The organism is Streptomyces sp. NPDC048258, assembly GCF_043201995.1.
Classification (GTDB): domain Bacteria; phylum Actinomycetota; class Actinomycetes; order Streptomycetales; family Streptomycetaceae; genus Streptomyces.
Map to the genome: position 1 here is coordinate 281,677 of NZ_JBICZH010000010.1, position 17,478 is coordinate 299,154.

General features: G+C 72.5%; 16 protein-coding genes. 7 read left to right on the forward strand and 9 right to left on the reverse strand.

Features of this window, described 5'->3' with window-relative positions; genetic code table 11:
* The first annotated feature begins 15 nt into the window (after positions 1-15).
* A complete protein-coding gene (locus ACGFYQ_RS23945; RefSeq protein ID WP_393747014.1) occupies positions 16-528 on the forward strand; it encodes a DoxX family protein in 513 nt (170 codons plus the stop codon).
* Here the strand turns inward: ACGFYQ_RS23945 and ACGFYQ_RS23950 are convergent.
* A complete protein-coding gene (locus tag ACGFYQ_RS23950; protein WP_393747016.1) occupies positions 474-698 on the reverse strand; it encodes a hypothetical protein in 225 nt (74 codons plus the stop codon). The genes ACGFYQ_RS23945 and ACGFYQ_RS23950 overlap by 55 nt on opposite strands.
* Positions 685-1,983, reverse strand: coding sequence for a PspC domain-containing protein (locus ACGFYQ_RS23955; RefSeq protein WP_393747018.1), 1,299 nt, complete (start codon positions 1,981-1,983; stop codon positions 685-687). Before ACGFYQ_RS23955 ends, ACGFYQ_RS23950 begins: the two co-directional genes overlap by 14 nt.
* 131 nt (positions 1,984-2,114) lie before the next feature.
* On the opposite strand from ACGFYQ_RS23955, the gene ACGFYQ_RS23960 reads away from it, so the two are divergent.
* The 3 genes from ACGFYQ_RS23960 to ACGFYQ_RS23970 all read left to right on the forward strand — a co-directional run bounded on the left by ACGFYQ_RS23960 (position 2,115) and on the right by ACGFYQ_RS23970 (position 5,304).
* On the forward strand, positions 2,115-3,410 hold the full coding sequence (locus ACGFYQ_RS23960) for a PspC domain-containing protein (protein WP_393747020.1): 1,296 nt from the start codon (positions 2,115-2,117) through the stop codon (positions 3,408-3,410).
* On the forward strand, positions 3,407-4,108 hold the full coding sequence (locus ACGFYQ_RS23965) for a LuxR C-terminal-related transcriptional regulator (protein WP_393747022.1): 702 nt from the start codon (positions 3,407-3,409) through the stop codon (positions 4,106-4,108). Before ACGFYQ_RS23960 ends, ACGFYQ_RS23965 begins: the two co-directional genes overlap by 4 nt.
* Positions 4,109-4,191: 83 nt before the next feature.
* Positions 4,192-5,304, forward strand: a complete 1,113-nt coding sequence (locus ACGFYQ_RS23970) for an alpha/beta hydrolase (RefSeq protein WP_393747024.1) — start codon at positions 4,192-4,194, stop codon at positions 5,302-5,304.
* A gap of 24 nt (positions 5,305-5,328) precedes the next feature.
* Here ACGFYQ_RS23970 and ACGFYQ_RS23975 read toward each other — a convergent pair whose 3' ends face one another.
* The 3 genes from ACGFYQ_RS23975 to ACGFYQ_RS23985 all read right to left on the reverse strand — a co-directional run bounded on the left by ACGFYQ_RS23975 (position 5,329) and on the right by ACGFYQ_RS23985 (position 7,859).
* On the reverse strand, positions 5,329-6,378 hold the full coding sequence (locus ACGFYQ_RS23975; protein ID WP_393747026.1) for an NlpC/P60 family protein: 1,050 nt from the start codon (positions 6,376-6,378) through the stop codon (positions 5,329-5,331).
* Positions 6,379-6,506: 128 nt separating this feature from the next.
* Positions 6,507-6,860 (reverse strand): hypothetical protein, encoded by a 354-nt coding sequence (locus ACGFYQ_RS23980; protein WP_393747028.1) that lies wholly within the window; start codon positions 6,858-6,860, stop codon positions 6,507-6,509.
* A 105-nt stretch (positions 6,861-6,965) separates the two neighbouring features.
* Positions 6,966-7,859 carry an alpha/beta fold hydrolase gene (locus ACGFYQ_RS23985; protein WP_393747030.1) on the reverse strand — a complete coding sequence of 298 codons (894 nt, stop codon included), beginning with the start codon at positions 7,857-7,859 and terminating at the stop codon, positions 6,966-6,968.
* Positions 7,860-7,977: 118 nt separating this feature from the next.
* Between ACGFYQ_RS23985 and ACGFYQ_RS23990 the strand changes: the two genes are divergently transcribed.
* Positions 7,978-8,322 (forward strand): ArsR/SmtB family transcription factor, encoded by a 345-nt coding sequence (locus ACGFYQ_RS23990; RefSeq protein ID WP_393747032.1) that lies wholly within the window; start codon positions 7,978-7,980, stop codon positions 8,320-8,322.
* Positions 8,323-8,334: 12 nt separating this feature from the next.
* Entirely contained in the window at positions 8,335-10,866 is a 2,532-nt protein-coding gene (pcrA, locus tag ACGFYQ_RS23995) for a DNA helicase PcrA (protein ID WP_393747034.1), read from the forward strand.
* A 36-nt stretch (positions 10,867-10,902) separates the two neighbouring features.
* Here pcrA and ACGFYQ_RS24000 read toward each other — a convergent pair whose 3' ends face one another.
* Positions 10,903-12,567, reverse strand: coding sequence for a peptidoglycan DD-metalloendopeptidase family protein (locus tag ACGFYQ_RS24000; protein ID WP_393747036.1), 1,665 nt, complete (start codon positions 12,565-12,567; stop codon positions 10,903-10,905).
* A 78-nt stretch (positions 12,568-12,645) separates the two neighbouring features.
* Positions 12,646-13,443 (reverse strand): esterase/lipase family protein, encoded by a 798-nt coding sequence (locus tag ACGFYQ_RS24005; protein WP_393747038.1) that lies wholly within the window; start codon positions 13,441-13,443, stop codon positions 12,646-12,648.
* 174 nt (positions 13,444-13,617) lie between these two features.
* Here ACGFYQ_RS24005 and ACGFYQ_RS24010 point away from each other — a divergent pair, with 174 nt between their 5' ends.
* Complete coding sequence (locus ACGFYQ_RS24010) at positions 13,618-14,019, forward strand: cobalamin B12-binding domain-containing protein (protein ID WP_362394998.1); 402 nt, start codon at positions 13,618-13,620, stop codon at positions 14,017-14,019.
* A 281-nt stretch (positions 14,020-14,300) separates the two neighbouring features.
* Here ACGFYQ_RS24010 and ACGFYQ_RS24015 read toward each other — a convergent pair whose 3' ends face one another.
* Together ACGFYQ_RS24015 and ACGFYQ_RS24020 are read right to left on the reverse strand one after the other, a co-directional pair.
* Entirely contained in the window at positions 14,301-15,881 is a 1,581-nt protein-coding gene (locus ACGFYQ_RS24015) for a DUF5691 domain-containing protein (RefSeq protein WP_393747040.1), read from the reverse strand.
* Positions 15,882-16,131: 250 nt separating this feature from the next.
* Positions 16,132-17,475 carry an SWIM zinc finger family protein gene (locus ACGFYQ_RS24020; RefSeq protein WP_393747042.1) on the reverse strand — a complete coding sequence of 448 codons (1,344 nt, stop codon included), beginning with the start codon at positions 17,473-17,475 and terminating at the stop codon, positions 16,132-16,134.
* Between the last annotated feature and the right edge of the window lie 3 nt (positions 17,476-17,478).

The window sequence follows — 17,478 nt, forward strand, 5'->3', positions numbered from 1 at the left end:
GGGTACACATGACGCGTGACCCGAACTGATGTCTCTCGCATCCTCCCGCCGAAGTCCTCCTCGTTGAAGGAATCGGCGGCCCGGCACGCACTGCTGCCCCTGCGGATCTTCCTCGGCGTGACCTTCGTCTACGCGGGTCTGGACAAGCTGACCGACTCCGCATTCCTCTCCGCCTCCGGCGCGGGCTCCATCGGCGAGCTGATGCGCGGGGTGCGCGACACCTCCGCCGTCCCCGCCCTGGTGGACCTGGCGCTGAAGGCGCCCGTCGGCTTCGCGGTGACCCTGGCCATCGGGGAGATCCTGGTGGGCCTCGGGGCGCTGGCCGGCCTGCTGACCCGTGTCGCGGCCGTCGGCGGAGCGCTGATCTCGCTCAGCCTGTGGCTCACGGTGTCGTGGGCGGTGACCCCGTACTACTACGGCAACGACCTGATCTACCTGATGGCCTGGACCCCGCTGATCCTCGCCGGGGCTCCCTACCTGTCCCTGGACTCGGTGATCCGATCGCGCTGGTCCCGCCGTACGGCATAGGTCACCATCCCCACGAGCGACGCGAGCGAGAGCCCGCCCAGCGCGATGGGGACCACGACGAACCAGGGCACGTCGGCCTCGCCGCCGCTGTCGAGCAGGTACAGCACGCCCGCCACCAGCAGGGCCAGGCCCGCGATCAGCCGTCCCGGCTGGAACTCATGACGCCGCACGGGCCACCTCCACCTGTCCCACACCCGCGTTCAGGTGCAGCTTGATCGTCCCGCCGGCCTCGGTGCCGGCGGGGGGCGGCAGGGTCTCCCGCTGGTGCTCGCCGCCGCCGCGGACGCGTACGTCCTCGCTTCTGTCGCCGGGCATCCGGATGTCGCCCAGGTCGATCGTGACGTCGGCCTCGGCCGTCACCTCCCGGGGCACGATCACCTTGAGCCGTCCCGCGTCGAGGGAGGCCGCGACGTCCAGGGTGGTGCCCTTCGGCACGTCCAGGCGGCTGAGGTCCAGGGTGGCGAACCCGGTGTCCGCCTCGTACACGGGCCGTACGTCGGCCACCGCGGCCGGACGCCACTCGATCTCCCGCCAGTCCGTGCCGATGTCCCGGGGCAGTACGGCCGCCACCGCGAGCAGCCCCGAGGTCAGCAGGGCCAGCACGACGGTGCCGAAGCCGGTGCGCCCCAGCAGGGAGCTGACCGCGAGCCCCAGGCCGAAGACGACCAGCGCGGCGGCGAACCCGGTCTGCAGGGCCTCGCCCAGCGGATGGTCCTGCCAGGTGGCCGCGGTACCGATGATCCCGGCGAGCAGCGCCAGTACGAAGACCCGGCCGCCGATCCCGCCGCGCGGGCGGGCCGGGACGGCGGGCGCCTTCGCGGCCGCCTTCGGGGTGCCGGCGGCGCGCACCGCGTCGGCGGCGTCGTCCGGTCCCCACAGGTACCCCGTGCCGCCGACCGGGCCGGTGGTGCCGTCCTTGACCAGCGGGTCCCGCCACCACGACGGGCTGCCCGGGGCGGGCGGAGCCTTCGTCTCCGGCGGGGCGGGCGAGTGCGCGGCGGGGGCCTGCGCCTCCGGGGGCTGGGTGAGGCGCCGCCGCTGCGACCAGTACGAGGCCCCGCCGAGCGCCAGGATGACCAGCACCGAGAAGACCGCGAGGACGCCGTTGTCCAGCATCGACAGGAACAGGGCGCAGCCGACCAGGGCGGCGAACACCGCCGCGAGGGTGGCGCCCTCGACCCGGCCGGTCAGCATCTTCTTCGCCTCGCTGTCGTCCTCGCCCTCCAGGGGGAGCAGCAGCCACGCGAAGCCGTAGAAGATCAGTCCGACGCCGCCGGTGACCGCGAGGACACCGAGGACGATCCGGAAGACCACCGGGTCCAGGTCGAAGTACCGGCCCAGCCCTCCGCACACGCCCGCGAGGACCTTGTCGCGCTTGCTGCGGCGCAGGGTAGGCCGGGCGTCGGGGGACTGGGGTGCCCCGGGCTCCGGCGGGGCGTCGTGTACTTCGGTCATGGGTCCATGGTGACGGGCCCCGGCGGCCCGCGGCATCCGGCCCGACCCTGGCACAACCCTGATATCCCCCGGGCGGAATTGGGGGGCAGCCCTGATGTCCGGCCGCCCCCGCGCGTGTGACCATCGGTGACATGCCCGTAGCCGCCGCCCCCCGTCCCCCGCACGCACCTGATCTTGAGGACGTCCCGCAGCGCAAGCTCTACCGCAGCGCCGACGGCCGGATGCTCGGCGGTGTCGCGCGCGGTCTCGCCGGGCACCTCGGGCTGCCGGTGATCTGGGTCCGGCTGGCTTTCCTCGGCCTGTTCATGTGGGGGGACGGCCTCGGCGTGCTGCTGTACGCCGCCTTCTGGGTCTTCGTACCGCTCGGCGTCGGCGGCCGCGCCGGACACCGCTCCTACTTCGAGAGCCGGCCAGACGGCACCCGCCGCCTGCGCAAACCCGACCGGGGACAGATCACCGCGCTGATCGCCCTGTGCATCGGCGCGGGCATCTTCATCTCCCAGGTCCAGGTCGGCGGCGCCTCCGGCCGGTACGTGTGGCCGACGCTGCTGGTCGGGGCCGGGGTGGTCCTCGTATGGCGGCAGGCCGACAACTCCCGGCGTGCCCACTGGAACGAGGCCGCCGCACGGCACGGGCGCCTCCTCCCCGTCGCCCGGGCGCTCGCGGGTGTCGTGCTGGTCGGCGTGGGCCTCACCGTCTTCATCGTCGTACGCGGCTCCGCGGCGCAGCTCGGCAACGTCCTCACCGCCACCCTCGCCGTCCTCGTCGGCGTCGCCCTGCTCGCCGGACCCTGGCTGATCCGGATGACCCAGGACCTCTCCGAGGAGCGCCTGATGCGCATCCGCGCCCAGGAGCGTGCCGAGGTCGCCGCCCACGTGCACGACTCCGTCCTGCACACCCTCACCCTGATCCAGCGCAACGCCGAGGACGTCGGAGAGGTACGCCGCCTCGCGCGGGCCCAGGAGCGGGAGCTGCGGAACTGGCTGTACAAGCCCGAGGGCACCGGCAAGGACGAGGCCGAGGAGCCGGCCACCCTGGCGGAGGCCGTGAAGAAGACCGCCGCCGAGGTGGAGGACCACCACGGCGTCCCCATCGAGGTCGTGATCGTCGGCGACTGCCCCCTCGACGAGCGGCTGGCGGCACAGATCCAGGCCGCGCGCGAGGCAATGGTCAACGCCGCCAAGTACGGTGGCGAGGGCGGGCCCGTGCAGGTGTACGCGGAGGTGGAGGAGCAGAGGGTGTTCGTGTCCGTACGGGACCGGGGACCGGGCTTCGACATCGACGCGGTACCGGACGACCGCATGGGCGTACGAGAATCGATCATCGGCCGGATGCAGCGAAACGGCGGGACCGCACGGCTGCGGTCCGCGCCCGACGGCGGCACGGAAGTCGAGCTGGAGATGGAGAGGGCGGCGAACGCAGCATGACCGAGGCAGCTGGGACGACCGAGAACGCGACCGAGGCCCGGCGTGTACGGGTGGTGCTCGTCGACGACCACCGGATGTTCCGAACCGGCGTACAGGCCGAGATCGGCGAGACCGCGCGGACCGGCGTCGAGGTCGTCGGCGAGGCCGCCGACGTCGACCAGGCCGTCACCGTCATCACGGCCACCCGGCCCGAGGTCGTCCTGCTGGACGTGCACCTGCCCGGCGGCGGCGGGGTCGAGGTGCTGCGGCGCTGCGCCCCGCTGATGACGGCGGCCGAGAACCCGGTGCGGTTCCTGGCCCTGTCGGTGTCGGACGCGGCGGAGGACGTCATCGGGGTCATCCGGGGCGGCGCGCGCGGCTACGTCACCAAGACCATCACCGGCACCGACCTGGTGGACTCGGTCTTCCGGGTACAGGACGGGGACGCGGTGTTCTCGCCGCGGCTGGCGGGCTTCGTGCTCGACGCCTTCGCCTCGACGGACGCGCCGCCGGTCGACGAGGACCTGGACCGCCTCACCCAGCGCGAGCGCGAGGTGCTGCGGCTGATCGCGCGCGGGTACGCGTACAAGGAGATCGCCAAGCAGCTCTTCATCTCGGTGAAGACGGTGGAGTCGCACGTCTCGGCGGTGCTCAGGAAGCTCCAGCTGTCGAACCGGCACGAGCTGACCCGCTGGGCCACCGCGCGCCGCCTGGTGTGACCGTCCGGTAGGGAACGGTGTGACCCATGCCGCAGGCCGCCCGGGCAACCGGGGCGGGCCGTGCGGCCCTCTACGTTGCCGTGATGAGCTTGACGGGGACTCCCCTGTTCGTGACGGCGGTCGTGCTGACCGTGATCGCCGTCGTCCTGCCGCTGGCCGTGTGGAGCAAGGTGCGCGGGCCCGCCGCCGTACGCGTGGCCACCCGCGCCCTGATGGTGGTGTTCGCTCAGGTCACCGCCATCGCCGTGGTGTTCATCGCGCTCAACCGGGACATGAACTTCTACGCCTCGTGGGGGGATCTGTTCGGCACCGGCAAGTACGTCACCGCCGCCCCCGACCTCGGGCCGGACGGGCTCGGCGGGAAGAAGGCCGCGGAGGTCAAGGCCGAGCCGAAGGTGAAGCAGGTCTTCCAGCCGGTCGAAGGCCTCGGCGGCCGCGTCCGGAAGACCGAGCTCGACGGCAAGATCTCCGGGGTCAAGGGCGATGTCATGGTGTGGCTGCCGCCGCAGTACGACGACCCGGCCTTCAAGGACAAGAAGTTCCCCGTGGTCGAGCTGATCCCGGGCATACCGGGGACGGGCAAGTCCTGGTTCCAGGGGCTCAAGGCGCACGAGGTGCTGGAGCCGCTGATGAAGAGCGGCAAGGTGCAGCCGTTCATCCTGGTCTCGCCGCGCGCCATGCTGCTCGGCAACGCCGACACCGGCTGCGCCAACATCCCCGGCAAGGTCAACGCCGACAGCTGGTTCAGCGTCGACGTCCGCAAGATGGTCACCGACAACTTCCGCGTCTCGGACGAGGCCCGCACCTGGGGCGTGGCCGGCTACTCGGCCGGCGCGTACTGCGCCGCCAAGCTGGCGATCGCCCACCCCGACCGCTACAGCGCCGCCGTCTCCCTGTCCGGCTACAACGACCCGGGCCAGGAGCCCTCCTCGCTGGTCGCCCAGGATCCGCAGCTGCGCACCACGCACAACCTGAAGAACGTGCTCAAGGCCGCGCCCACGCCGCCGGCGGTCTCGCTGTGGATGTCGGGCGCCGAGCAGGACGGCTACCTGTCCGGCACGGACCTCAAGGCGATCGCGCAGAACCCGACGGTGGTGCACGCGGAGAAGGTGGTCGGCGGCCACAACCTCGAATCGTGGTCGAAGCAACTGCCGCAGACCTTCCAGTGGCTCAGCACCGTGGTCAAGACGCCGTAGCGGCCGGAGCTGCCGCAGCCGCTGTCATGCGGGGCGGGAGGCGCCGGCCCACGGCATCGAGTCGATCGGGGCCACCCGGACCGTCGAACCGGGCCGCGGGGCGTGGATCATCTGGCCGTTGCCGATGTACATGCCGACGTGCGTGACCCCGGAGTAGAAGAACACCAGGTCGCCGGGGGCCAGCTGGTCGCGGGAGACGCGCTGTCCGGCGTTGATCTGGGTGTAGGTGGTGCGGGGGAGGGAGACCCCGGCCGAGCGCCAGGCCGCCTGGGTCAGGCCCGAGCAGTCGAAGGACCCCGGACCCGTCGCGCCCCACACGTACGGCCTGCCGATCGCCCCGTGCGCGAAGGCCACGGCGCGGGCCGCGCGCGAACTGTCGGAAGGGGGCGGGGGCGGCGCGGACTGTGGGCGGGCGGCCGGGGAGGCGCCGACCGTACGGACCTCGTACGCGGCCCGCTGCTCGGCGGTGAGCCTGGCCAGCAGCTGCTTGGCGGTGGCGAGCTTGCCCTCGATCTCGGCCTTGCGCTCGGCGAGTTCGTCCCGCTGCGCGCGGAGGTCGGCGAGCCGCCCGGCGGCCTGCTCCCGCAGCTTGCCGACCTCGTCGAGCTTGCGGCGTACGGTGCTGATCCCGACGGCGTTGCGGTCCCCGGCCCGGGTGATGAAGGAGGCCTGGGAGAGGTACTCCTGCGGGTTGGTGGCCGTCGCGAGCTTCACCGCGGTGCCCAGGGTCCCCCCGCTGCGGTACTGACCGGCCGCGAGCGAACCGAGTGTGCCACGGGCGGCGTTGAGCTGGTCGGTCTTGCGGGCGGTCTCGTCGCGCAGTCCCGCCAGCGCGTGCTCGGCCTCGTCGGCCTTCTGCTTCGCCCCGTTGTACCGCTCGGTCGCCGCCTCCGCCTCCTCGTAGAGCCGGTCCACCTCCGACTCGACCTGCGCGGCGGTGGGCTGCGGGTCGGCCTGGGAGGTGCCTTCGAAGGCGGTGGCGGTGGCAGCGCCCGCGAGGGCGAGGGTGGTGGCGGCGGTCCGAACGGTGCCGCCGGAAAGCGGGCGCTGCCTGGGCTTTCGATGACTGGCCACGAGGGCCTCACGTCCTTCCTCTGTCGGTGCTTGGAGGAGGACGCTAGACCCGCAGGTAACGGGCAGATGACGGGATGACCGTAAGTGGCCTGATGCGACCGGGGATGGCCGCCCGGGACCGAAGCGGATCAGTGCCAGAGGGTGGCGATGAAGATATTGACCACGGTCAGTCCGCCGACCGCCCCGAACAGGGCCTTCTCCACCCGCTCCTCGTCACGCTTGACGTAGACGAGGGCGAGGATCACGAAGAGGATCGCGAGCTTCACGCCGATCTTGATGTTGTTGACGGCGGTGCCGTCCATCTCGTTGAAGCCGACCAGGAGCACGCCGGTGACGAGCATCGTCAGCGCGCCGTGCAGCATGGCGGGCACGAAGCGGGCGGTGCCCGCGCCCATCGCCTTCATCTGGGTCAGGAAACCGCCGAGGAGCGAGGCGATCCCGATGATGTGCAGGCCGACGAAGACATTGATCAGGACGGTCATGCGCCGAGCGTACGGGGCGGCCGTCGGCGTCCTCCGGGCGGGCTGGAGGGTAGAAGGGGAGGGGCCCGCGCTCCCCGCCTACCCTCCCGCTCGGAGGGGCAGCGGTCACCCGAAGAACGCGACCAGTTCGGCGACGACGGTCTCCGGCCGCTCCTCCGGGAGGTAGTGCCCGCTGCCGTCGACGCGGACGACCCGGGTGTCGGTGCCCAGTGCCGGGACGGCGGCCACCAGGCGTTCGTAGTTGCTGTGCTCGCCGCCGAGGGCGAGCAGCGGGACGGTCACGGGCGGGTAGGCCGCGAGGTCGGCGATGTCCTGGCCGAAGGCGCGGTACCAGCCGTTGCCGGCCCGGATCGCGTCCGGGGAGTCGTACGCGCGGGCGTACACGGCGCGGGAGTGGGCGTCGATGGAGGCGGGGTCGGTGGTCATGGCCGTGAACAGCCAGTCCAGCAGGAGGTGGTAGCGGCCTTCCAGGAGCTGCTCGGGAAGGCCCTGGACCTGGTTGAAGGCGAACCACCACAGGTGGCGGACGTCGGGCTGGGGCAGCAGGGTCATCCGGGCCCAGGCCTCCTCGGGATGCGAGACGTCGAGGAGGGCGATCCGGCAGGTGGCCCCGGGGTGGTTGGCGGCGAAGGCGTAGGCGACCATCGCGCCGATGTCGTGGCCGACGACGTGGGCGGACGCGATGGAGAGGTGGCCGAGGAGGGCGTGGACGTCGGCGGCCATCGTCTTCTTGTCGTAGCCGGCCTCGGGCTTGGCGGAGCCGCCCATGCCGCGCAGGTCCACGGCGATCACCCGGTACCGGCGGGCCAGGGCGGGCAGCACCTTGTTCCACTGCCACCAGGTCTGCGGCCAGCCGCCGAGGAGGACGAGCGGTTCGCCGCTGCCGCCCTCCACATAGTGCAGGCGGGTGCCGTTGACCTCGGCGTGACGGCTGGTGAAGCCGCCGTCGAGGGAGGCGGCGAGGGAGGCGTCGTCGAGCGGGGCGGTGGTCGTGGGCATGGGGGTCCTCACGTAGAGACGGCCGGATGACCGTACGAAGATCTCGTACGGTCCAGACTGTACGAGATCTTCGTACGGTCTGGCAATGTCTGTACGAGATCTGCGTACAGTGGGATCCATGGCCGCCGCTGCTGACCTCACCCACCCCACCGCCGACCGCCTCGAACTGGTCGAGGTCCTCGCCGCGCTCGGACATCCGGTCCGGCTGGAGATCGTCCGCAAGCTCGCCTCCGGCGAGGAGGCGTTCTGCGGCGAGGTGGTGCCGGACCTGCCCAGGTCGAGCGTCACGCACCACCTCCGGACGCTGCGCGAGAGCGGCGTGATCTGCCAGCGCCCGCAGGGCCGCAAGCTCTACCTCGCGCTGCGCCGCCAGGACCTGGAGCTCCGCTTCCCCGGCCTGCTGGGCGTCGTACTGGGGACGGATTTTCCGGGTGCGGAACCGGCTGTCGGTCCCGCCCCCTAGACTCGGAATGCGATGAGCAGCCTCTTTGACGACAGTTTCCTGGCGGACCTCACCCCCTCCGACGAGGTCCCGCCGCCGCCCGAGGATCACGCAGCCCCCGAAGCGGGCGCGGACGATCTCTTCGGGGGTCGGTTCGACGTGCCCATGAGCGGGGACGCGTACTACCGGGACGGAGCCCCCAGGCCCGTCATCGACCCGGCGGCGCTCCTGGACGGGCTGAACGAGCAGCAGTGCGCGGCCGTGGTGCACGCCGGCTCGCCGCTGCTGATCGTGGCCGGCGCCGGCTCCGGCAAGACCCGGGTGCTGACCCACCGGATCGGGCACCTGCTGTCCGCGCGGAACGTCCACCCCGGCCAGATCCTGGCGATCACCTTCACCAACAAGGCCGCCGGTGAGATGAAGGAGCGCGTCGAGGGCCTGGTCGGCCCGCGCGCGAACGCCATGTGGGTCTCCACCTTCCACAGCGCGTGCGTCCGTATCCTGCGCCGCGAGTCCAAGCGGCTCGGGTTCACGTCCTCGTTCTCGATCTACGACGCGGCCGACTCGAAGCGCCTGATGGCGCTCGTCTGCCGCGACCTGGACCTGGACCCGAAGAAGTTCCCGCCCAAGGCCTTCAACGCCAAGATCTCGAACCTGAAGAACGAGCTGATCGACGAGGAAGCCTTCGCCGACCAGGCCGCGGACGGCTTCGAGAAGACCCTGGCCCAGGCGTACGCGATGTACCAGGGGCGGCTGCGCGAGGCCAACGCGCTGGACTTCGACGACATCATCATGACCACCGTCCACCTGCTCCAGGCCTTCCCGGACGTCGCCGAGCACTACCGGCGCCGCTTCCGGCACGTCCTGGTGGACGAGTACCAGGACACCAACCACGCCCAGTACACGCTCGTGCGCGAGCTGGTCGGTACCGGTTACCCGGACCTGCCGCCCGCCGAGCTGTGCGTGGTGGGTGACGCCGACCAGTCGATCTACGCCTTCCGCGGCGCGACCATCCGCAACATCCTCCAGTTCGAGGAGGACTACAAGGACGCGACGACGATCCTGCTGGAGCAGAACTACCGCTCCACGCAGACGATCCTCTCCGCGGCCAACGCGGTCATCGAGCGCAACGAGAACCGCCGCGCCAAGAACCTGTGGACCGAGGCCGGCAGCGGCGCCGTGATCACCGGCTACGTCGCGGACACCGAGCACGACGAGGCGCAGTTCATCGCCGACGAGATCGACCGGCTGACGGACGCCGGGGACGCCAAGGCGGGCGACGTCGCGATCTTCTACCGGACCAACGCGCAGTCGCGTGTGTTCGAGGAGATCTTCATCCGGGTCGGGCTGCCCTACAAGGTCGTCGGCGGCGTCCGCTTCTACGAGCGCAAGGAGGTCCGCGACGTCCTCGCGTACCTGCGCGTCCTCGCGAACCCCGAGGACAACGTCCCGCTCCGCCGCATCCTGAACGTGCCCAAGCGCGGCATCGGCGAGCGCGCCGAGGCGATGATCGACGCCCTGGCGATGCGCGAGAAGATCACCTTCCCGCAGGCGCTGCGGCGCGTGGACGAGGCCTTCGGCATGGCCGCGCGCTCCACCAACGCGGTGAAGCGGTTCAACGTGCTGATGGAGGAGCTCCGTACGATCGTCGACTCGGGCGCGGGCCCGGCGGTGGTGCTGGAGGCGGTGCTGGAGCGTACGGGCTACCTCGCCGAGCTCCAGGCGTCGACCGACCCGCAGGACGAGACGCGGATCGAGAACCTCCAGGAACTGGCGGCGGTGGCGCTGGAGTTCGAGCAGGCGCGCGAGGCGGCGACCACCGAGGCGGCCGAGACCGGTGCCCCGGCTCCCGGCCCCGGCACGCTCGCCGAGTTCCTGGAGCAGGTCGCGCTCGTCGCCGACTCCGACCAGATCCCGGACGAGGACACCGACGGCAGCGGCGTCATCACGCTCATGACCCTGCACACCGCCAAGGGCCTGGAGTTCCCGGTGGTCTTCCTGACCGGCATGGAGGACGGGGTCTTCCCGCACATGCGGTCGCTGGGCCAGACCAAGGAGCTCGAGGAGGAGCGCCGCCTCGCGTACGTCGGCATCACGCGCGCCCGCGAGCGGCTGTACCTGACCCGGTCCTCGATGCGCAGTGCGTGGGGGACCCCCTCGTACAACCCGCCGTCGCGGTTCCTGGAGGAGATCCCGGCCGAGTACCTGCAGTGGAAGCGCACGGGCGCGGCCCAGAAGCCGGCCGGACCGATGCGGAGCTCGGGCTACGGGTCTTCAGGATCGGGCGGCTCCGGCGGCGGCAAGGCCTCGTTCGGCACCTCGCCGGAGTCGTTCCTGTCCTCGTCGCGTACGAAGTCGGGCCCGTCCGGGTTCGCGACGCGCCGGGCCGCCGACAAGCCGGTCATCGCGCTGGTGGTCGGGGACCGGGTCACGCACGACCAGTTCGGGCTCGGCACCGTCATGGAGGTCAAGGGAGCGGGCGCGGACGCGCAGGCCACCATCGACTTCGGGGACGACAAGCCGAAGCGGCTGCTGCTGCGCTACGCGCCGGTGCAGAAGCTCTGACCCCGCCCGGGGGGGGGCTTGGGGGCTCAGGCCGGTTCAGGCCGGGTTCAGGCCGTGGCTGCGGAGCCACGGCAGGGGGTCGATCGCGGACCCGCCGCCCGGCCGCACCTCGAAGTGGAGGTGCGGTCCGGTGGAGTTGCCGGAGTTGCCGGAGTACGCGATGACGTCGCCGGCCTTGACCTTGCCACCCCGGATCTTGGTGCTGCTGAGGTGGCAGTACCAGGTCTCGGTGCCGTCGGGCGAGGTGACTATGGCCATGTTCCCGTAGGCGCTGTTGTACTGGGTGCGCACGGTGCCGTCGGTGGCGGCCATGACCGGGGTGCCGTACGAGACCGGGAAGTCGATGCCCGTGTGCACGGACATCCACATGCCGCCGGCCTGGCCGAAGCTGGCGCTGAGGCCGTGCTGCTCGACGGGGATCGCGAACTTGGGTCGGGCCGCCTCCTTGGCCGCGGCCTCCTCCGCCTTCTTCTTCTTCTCGTCCTCCTGGCGCTGGCGCAGGTCGAGGCGCTCCTGCGTGCGGCTCGCGCGGTCCGCGAAGTCGCCCGCGTCGGCGCTGAGCGCCGCCAGCTGGGTGTCGAGCTTGGTGTTCGCCGCGACGGGCTTCACCGAGGCCGGGTCGGGCGCGGCCATCGTGGTGGTGTCCTCGGCGGGCTTCTCCGTGCCGGTGAGCCCGCCGACGGAGGCGGCCGCGACACCGGCGACGCCCATCACGCAGGCGGAGGGCACGGCCACGGTCAACAAGGCGGAACGCTTCGCCGGGGTGCGGCGACGGCTGTTGCCGGCCTTGGCGCTGCCCTTGGGGTTGCCCTTGGCGGCGGTCCGGCGCGCGGCGCGCGGCACGGAGGTCACGGGCACGGCCTGGGTGGGAAGGTCGTGCACCTCGGGTACTTCGTGCACGTCGGGCGCATCGGGTGCTTCGGATGTCGCGGGTGCTTCGTCGGTGACGACGTCGAAGAGCGCGGTCTCGCTGTAGGGCGCCTCGGGAGCCCCCGCCGCCTCGTACGTGTACTCCTGCGCGTACTCCTGCGCGTACCCCTGCTCCGGCTGCGCGGGCTGCTGGTACTCGTATCCGTACGCGTAGCCGGAGTCGGGCTGCGGCTGGGTCTGGGTCTGCGTCTCCGTGACGGTGTTCCAGGCGGTGGCGTCGTACGCCCCCGTCTCGGTACCGGTGAGGGTGCCGTAGCCCGGCATCGCCCAGTGGCCGGTCTGCTCGGCGGAGGTGTCGTAGCCGAACGAGGCCTGCGGCTGCTGGTACTCGGTGTAGCCCGAGTAGTCCGCGCTCGGTGCGCTCGGCGTGCTCCAGGCGTTCGCATCCCACTGGCCGGTGGCGTCCGCGGGGACGGCCTGGGCCGGGATCGTGGACAGGTAAGGGTCCTGCGAGGTCCACGCCGTGGTGTCGTACGCGCCGGTCTCATAGGAGCCGTATGCCGCGTAGTTGACCCCCTGGCCCTGCGTTTCGTAGGAAACGTAGGTCGAGTCACCAGCGAAAGTGGTGGTGGCAAGGCCGTCATACCCGGGATCCGGGTACTGGCCCGGCGAGGGGCGGTCGTTCACCAACTTCTCTTTCGCCTCGGCGTCGGGGGCCTGGGTGGCCGGGGAACGTGAGGTTCCCCGGAGGAGAGCAGTGGCGTGACTGTACCCGGCGGTTACTCGCAACGACAATCTTCGGAGGGGTTCCATATCCCGGGAACCGGGCATTCGGCCGTCTTTCGGTCGCACAAAGACGCACCCTTGGCCTTGAGTTCGAAATTCGTTCGACTCTGTGTCATTGCGCGTCTATGCGACGGACGTGGCTTCCGAGCTCTCCGCCACGGCCAGGCCGGGCCCGTCGAGGGCGCGCCGGACCGCCGCGATCACGGTGGGATGCGCGGGCAGGGCGAGGTGCCCGATGCCGGTGACCAGGACGTTCTCCACGCGTAGATCCGGATGCTCGATGCGGGCCGTACCGACCGGGGTCATCAACGTGTCGAACTCGCTCCAGAACGCCACACATCGGGTCGCGCAGCCGGGCGACGGCGCGGCCAGCTCGGCCAGCACCTCGGAGTCGGGGCGCATCTGCCGGACCAGTGGGTGCGCGTCCATGAAGGGGGCGACCAGCGTGCCGGAGTGCGGGGTGCCGAGCGTGACGAGCGTCCGGACGCGGGCGTCGCCGCCGAGGCGCTGGACGTAGTACCGGCCGACCAGCCCGCCCAGGCTGTGGCCGACCAGGTCCACGCGCTCCTGCCCGGTGCGCGCGCAGAGCTCCTCCACGCGCCGGGCCAGGTGGCGGGCCGTCACGCGCAGGTCGCGGGTGAAGGGCGAGTAGTTGTACGCCTCCACGTGCCGCCGCCCGCCCGCCCCGAGGGCGCGGCGCAGCAGGACGAAGACGGAGCGGTTGTCGGTGAACCCGTGGAGGAGGAGAACGGGCGGGCGTGTCGCGGAGGAAGGTGTCGTCGGTGAGCCGGCGCCGACCTTCTCCTGGCACACTCCGGTGGGATACAGGAGGAGGTGCCCGCCGAGCACGACCACCTCGAGCGCTCCGGCCCGCAGCGCGGCGCCGGATACGGGTATGGACACGGGTATGGACAGCCCCATCGACGGCCTCCCCTGAGCCTCCTGGGACTGCGGCCGGTCGCGCCACCGTGCCGTGCGGCTGTCGGCACGGTGGCGCAATGCCGTCCCACGTGTGATTTCCCCCTCCTGGTTGACCGTGAAACGGCGGCGTGCGCGATGCTGTACTTAACGTTCGTTCACTCGGGAGGCAGTGCGATGGGTGTGACCGGTCCGATCCGTGTGGTGGTGGCCAAGCCGGGTCTCGACGGCCACGACCGCGGCGCGAAGGTGATCGCGCGTGCGCTGCGTGACGCGGGCATGGAGGTCATCTACACCGGCCTCCACCAGACCCCCGAGCAGATCGTGGACACCGCCATCCAGGAGGACGCCGACGCCATCGGCCTCTCGATCCTCTCCGGCGCCCACAACACGCTCTTCGTGCGCGTGCTGGAACTCCTCAAGGAGCGCGACGCGGAGGACATCAAGGTCTTCGGCGGCGGCATCATCCCGGAGGACGACATCGCCCCCCTGAAGGAAAAGGGCGTGGCCGAGATCTTCACCCCGGGCGCGACGACGACAGCCATCGTGGACTGGGTCCGCGGCAACGTCCGCCAGTAGCAGGGTCGGCGAGGCTGAATCTGGCCGATGCCGTCCCTTTGGCGCGGCACCATCAAGCCTCGCCGGCGTTTGAGGCGTGGGGGTCCCCCCGGACGGAGTCTGGGGGAGGGTCTGGGGCGGAGCCCCAGGTCTTTGAGCGGCGCCGGCGAGGGTCTGGGGCGGAGCCCCAGGTCTTTGAGCCGCGCCGGCGATTGAGGCGCGGGTCCGGGCGGAGCCCGGTTTCGGGAAGGGGCGGGGTGGGGGAAGGCCCCGCGCAGCGGAACCCGCCCCCCCCGGGAGGGTCAGGCCGGGGCCAGTTCCGACAGCATCGCCTCGCGCAGCCGAAGGGTGGCCACCAGTCGCTGAAACGCCTCCGCCCAGTACGCGGCGGCACCAGAGGACACATCCGCCGGCACCGAGGCCGCCGCGGTCAGCACCTCCAGCCGCCCAGCCTCCGCAGGATCGAGGCAGCGCTCCGCCAGCCCCATCACCCCACTGAAGCTCCACGGATAGCTGCCCGCCTCCCGGGCGGAGTCCAGCGCGTCCACCACGGCCCGCCCCAGCGCCCCCGCCCACGGCACCACGCACACCCCGAGCAGCTGGAACGCCTCCGAGAGCCCGTGCGCCCGTATGAACTCCGCGACCCAGTCCGCCCGTTCCCCGTCCGACAGGGTCTCCAGCAGCTTCGCCCGCTCCGCCAGCGAGGCCGTCCCCGGCCCCGCCGCGGGAGGCGCGGACGCCGCGCCGAGCAGGGCCCGCGACCACCCGGCGTCGCGCTGGCGCACCGCCGCCCGGCACCACGCCGCGTGCAGTTCCTCCCGCCACTCCTCGCCCCCGGCCACCGGCAGCGCCACGATCTCCGCCGGGCCCAGCCCGCCGAACCGCTCCCGCCAGCAGGACAGGGGTGCCGCCTCCACCAACTGGCCGAGCCACCAGGCCCGTTCCCCCCGCCCGGCGGGCGGCCGCTTGACCACCCCGTCCCGCAGCATCCCCGCATCGCACTCGGCCGGCGGGGTCACCCCCTCGGAGCCCACGCAGGCCAGGGCGCGCTCCGCCATCCGCCCGGCCAGCGCCGAGCCCGGCAGCGCCGACAGCAGCTCGGCCGCCGTCGCGCGGACATTGCGGCTGCGGTCGCCCAGGGCAGCCTCCAGGAACGGCTCGTCCTGCGGCGACAGCCCCGCCCGCAACGAATCGAGGAACATCAGCCGGTCCTCGGCCCGCTCCGTGGCCCAGGTCGTCTCCAGCAGCCTCGGCGCGGCCGCCGCCTCGTGGGCCCGTACCGCCCCCAGGAGCGCCACCCGCTCCGCGAACAACCCCTCCTGCCACAGCCGTTCCACCCCGGCCCGGTCGGTCACGTCCGGCAGCTCCCCGGCCCCTCCGGCCCCGCCGCGCAGGGCGAACCGCCAGTCCGGATTCAGCCGCGCCAGCCACAGGCCCCGCGCCCCGGCCAGAGCCAGTGCCGGTGCCCGCAGGTCCGTACGGGCCCGGGCCGCGTCCAGCAGCGTGGGCACGAGCGCGGCCGGTGAGCGGTAGCCGTGCCGCCCGGCCGCGGCCAGCCATTGGGGCAGCAGCTCCGTCAGATCCGGGGCCGCACCGCGCCGCCCGCCGCCGCCCGCAGCGGTCCGGTCGGCCAGCAGCTGCGCGAGCCGCTGCCGGGCCGCCGCCGGTGGTGCCGGGCGCGGGTCCCGCGGCGCGGGCTCCGGGCGCGGGCCCGCCTCGGCCGGCCGCAGCCCGGCCCGGCGCCGCACGGTGTGCACGGCCGCCGCGTCCAGCAGGGCCTCCGGCGAACCGGCCGGGCCCCCGCCCCGGCGCCGGTCGGTGCCCAGCAGCGCGGCGCCGACCAGCTCCTCCCAGTCCCCGTACCCCTCGTCGCCCTTGCCCATCGAACCCCTCCCTCTGCCCTCTGCGAGTAATGCGCCCCGGTCCCGCCCCCTCCGCGGGACCGGAGCTGTCGATGTCGCCGTCACATCCGCTTCGGCTCTAGCTGGCGTGGTTGTCGTTCACGGCAAAGCCCCCCGGCTTCTCGTCACTTCACGCCGACGCCCCCGCGCCGCCGTGTCCTGCCCGTCGCTCCCGCGACGGCATAGAACCCCCCAGGCCCCCAGCGATTTCCCCTTTGTCTCCGCCCCTTGTTCAGGCCAGCGGCACCGGCTCGGGTGAGCCCGGCTGCCAGGCCGTCAGGGGGGTGAAGCCGCGGTGGCCGCACTCCCCGAACACCGTCACCGGGCCCCCGCCCGACAACGCGGCCAGCTGCCACAGACCCGGGCGGGAGCGGCTCCCGGCCCCGGTGAGGGGCACCGGCAGGGCGGAGGTGCCCTCCGCATCCGCCAGCTGCCAGCCGAGCTCTCCAGGTATCGGGATCACCGGGCCGAGCACCACCGGCCAGGACTCCAGCCACGGGTCATCCCGCAGCGCAGCCCCGTATGCCTCCAGGGCGGCCCCGGTGCTCACCCCGGCCGGAACCTCCGCGCACGGCACGGCCGCCGAGGACCTCTCCCCGAGATCCGCCCGCAGCCCCGCCGACCCGGGCCGGAAGCGGACGTCCGCCTCCAGCACCAGCCCCACTGGCAGTGCCAGCCCCGGTGGCCGCCCGGGCGGTCCGAAGTCCAGCACCAGGGCCGGCCGCCCGCTCCCCAGCCCGCGCAGCCATATCCGGCGGGTGGTGAGCCGGCCGTCCGGCGACACCGAGTCGTACTGGGCCAGCACCAGCCAGTGGTCCCGTACGGCCTCCCCCTCCCCGGAGGCCGGCAGTCCCACCCGGCTGCGCACGGTCGCCGCCAGCTGTTCCGGCAACGCGGCCACCCCCAGCCAGGCCCGGTCCAGCAGGTGCAGCAGCGCCGCCTCCTCAAGCATCCGGGCGGGCCAGCCGGGGCCGCAACTGGGTATCGTCCCCAACTCCCGGACCCGTCCGGCCAGTCCGGGCGCCTGGGCGTCGACCATCCGGGCGGCCGTCTCCTCCCACGCCGCGTAGCCCGACTGTTCCTGCCCGGCGAGACCGCCCCGCAGCAGATCGGCCAGCCGCTGCTCCAGCTCGGTGACGCCCGCGCCTATCCGCGCCGCCCGTCGCTCGGCCCGCCGCCGGGCGCCCTCCTCATCCGCCGGCCTGCCCGCCGGGGCGGTCGGGCGCGCGGCTTTCGCCGCCCGGTCCGCCAGCCACTCCGCGGCCCAGTCCGGCGCCTCGCCCGGCTCGCCCACCCCCTCCGCCGACCAGAGCAGAAGCAGCCCCAGCGCGTGCTTGCACGGGAACTTCCGGCTCGGGCAGGAGCACTTGTACGCCGGCCCCGCCAGGTCCACGACCGTCCGGTACGGCGTGCTGCCGCTGCCCTTGCACAACCCCCACAGCGAACCGGAAGCGGAACCTCCGATCTGCGACCACGGACCCGCCCCGCCGAGTCTGCCTCCCGCCTTGCGTGAGGCATCGTCAGGAGCCAGAGCCAGTACCTGTTCCGCCGTCCAGCGGACCGCCTGCTCAGTCATGTG

What these genes read in the sequence shown, in the direction of transcription:
- ACGFYQ_RS23955 (WP_393747018.1), bottom strand. Translation starts at nt 1,983, where the DNA reads ATGACCGAAGTACACGACGCCCCGCCGGAGCCCGGGGCACCCCAGTCC.
- ACGFYQ_RS23960 (WP_393747020.1), top strand. Translation starts at nt 2,115, where the DNA reads ATGCCCGTAGCCGCCGCCCCCCGTCCCCCGCACGCACCTGATCTTGAG.
- ACGFYQ_RS23965 (WP_393747022.1), top strand. Translation starts at nt 3,407, where the DNA reads ATGACCGAGGCAGCTGGGACGACCGAGAACGCGACCGAGGCCCGGCGT.
- ACGFYQ_RS23970 (WP_393747024.1), top strand. Translation starts at nt 4,192, where the DNA reads ATGAGCTTGACGGGGACTCCCCTGTTCGTGACGGCGGTCGTGCTGACC.
- ACGFYQ_RS23980 (WP_393747028.1), bottom strand. Translation starts at nt 6,860, where the DNA reads ATGACCGTCCTGATCAATGTCTTCGTCGGCCTGCACATCATCGGGATC.
- ACGFYQ_RS23985 (WP_393747030.1), bottom strand. Translation starts at nt 7,859, where the DNA reads ATGCCCACGACCACCGCCCCGCTCGACGACGCCTCCCTCGCCGCCTCC.
- ACGFYQ_RS23990 (WP_393747032.1), top strand. Translation starts at nt 7,978, where the DNA reads ATGGCCGCCGCTGCTGACCTCACCCACCCCACCGCCGACCGCCTCGAA.
- pcrA (WP_393747034.1), top strand. Translation starts at nt 8,335, where the DNA reads ATGAGCAGCCTCTTTGACGACAGTTTCCTGGCGGACCTCACCCCCTCC.
- ACGFYQ_RS24000 (WP_393747036.1), bottom strand. Translation starts at nt 12,567, where the DNA reads ATGCCCGGTTCCCGGGATATGGAACCCCTCCGAAGATTGTCGTTGCGA.
- ACGFYQ_RS24005 (WP_393747038.1), bottom strand. Translation starts at nt 13,443, where the DNA reads ATGGGGCTGTCCATACCCGTGTCCATACCCGTATCCGGCGCCGCGCTG.
- ACGFYQ_RS24010 (WP_362394998.1), top strand. Translation starts at nt 13,618, where the DNA reads ATGGGTGTGACCGGTCCGATCCGTGTGGTGGTGGCCAAGCCGGGTCTC.
- ACGFYQ_RS24015 (WP_393747040.1), bottom strand. Translation starts at nt 15,881, where the DNA reads ATGGGCAAGGGCGACGAGGGGTACGGGGACTGGGAGGAGCTGGTCGGC.
- ACGFYQ_RS24020 (WP_393747042.1), bottom strand. Translation starts at nt 17,475, where the DNA reads ATGACTGAGCAGGCGGTCCGCTGGACGGCGGAACAGGTACTGGCTCTG.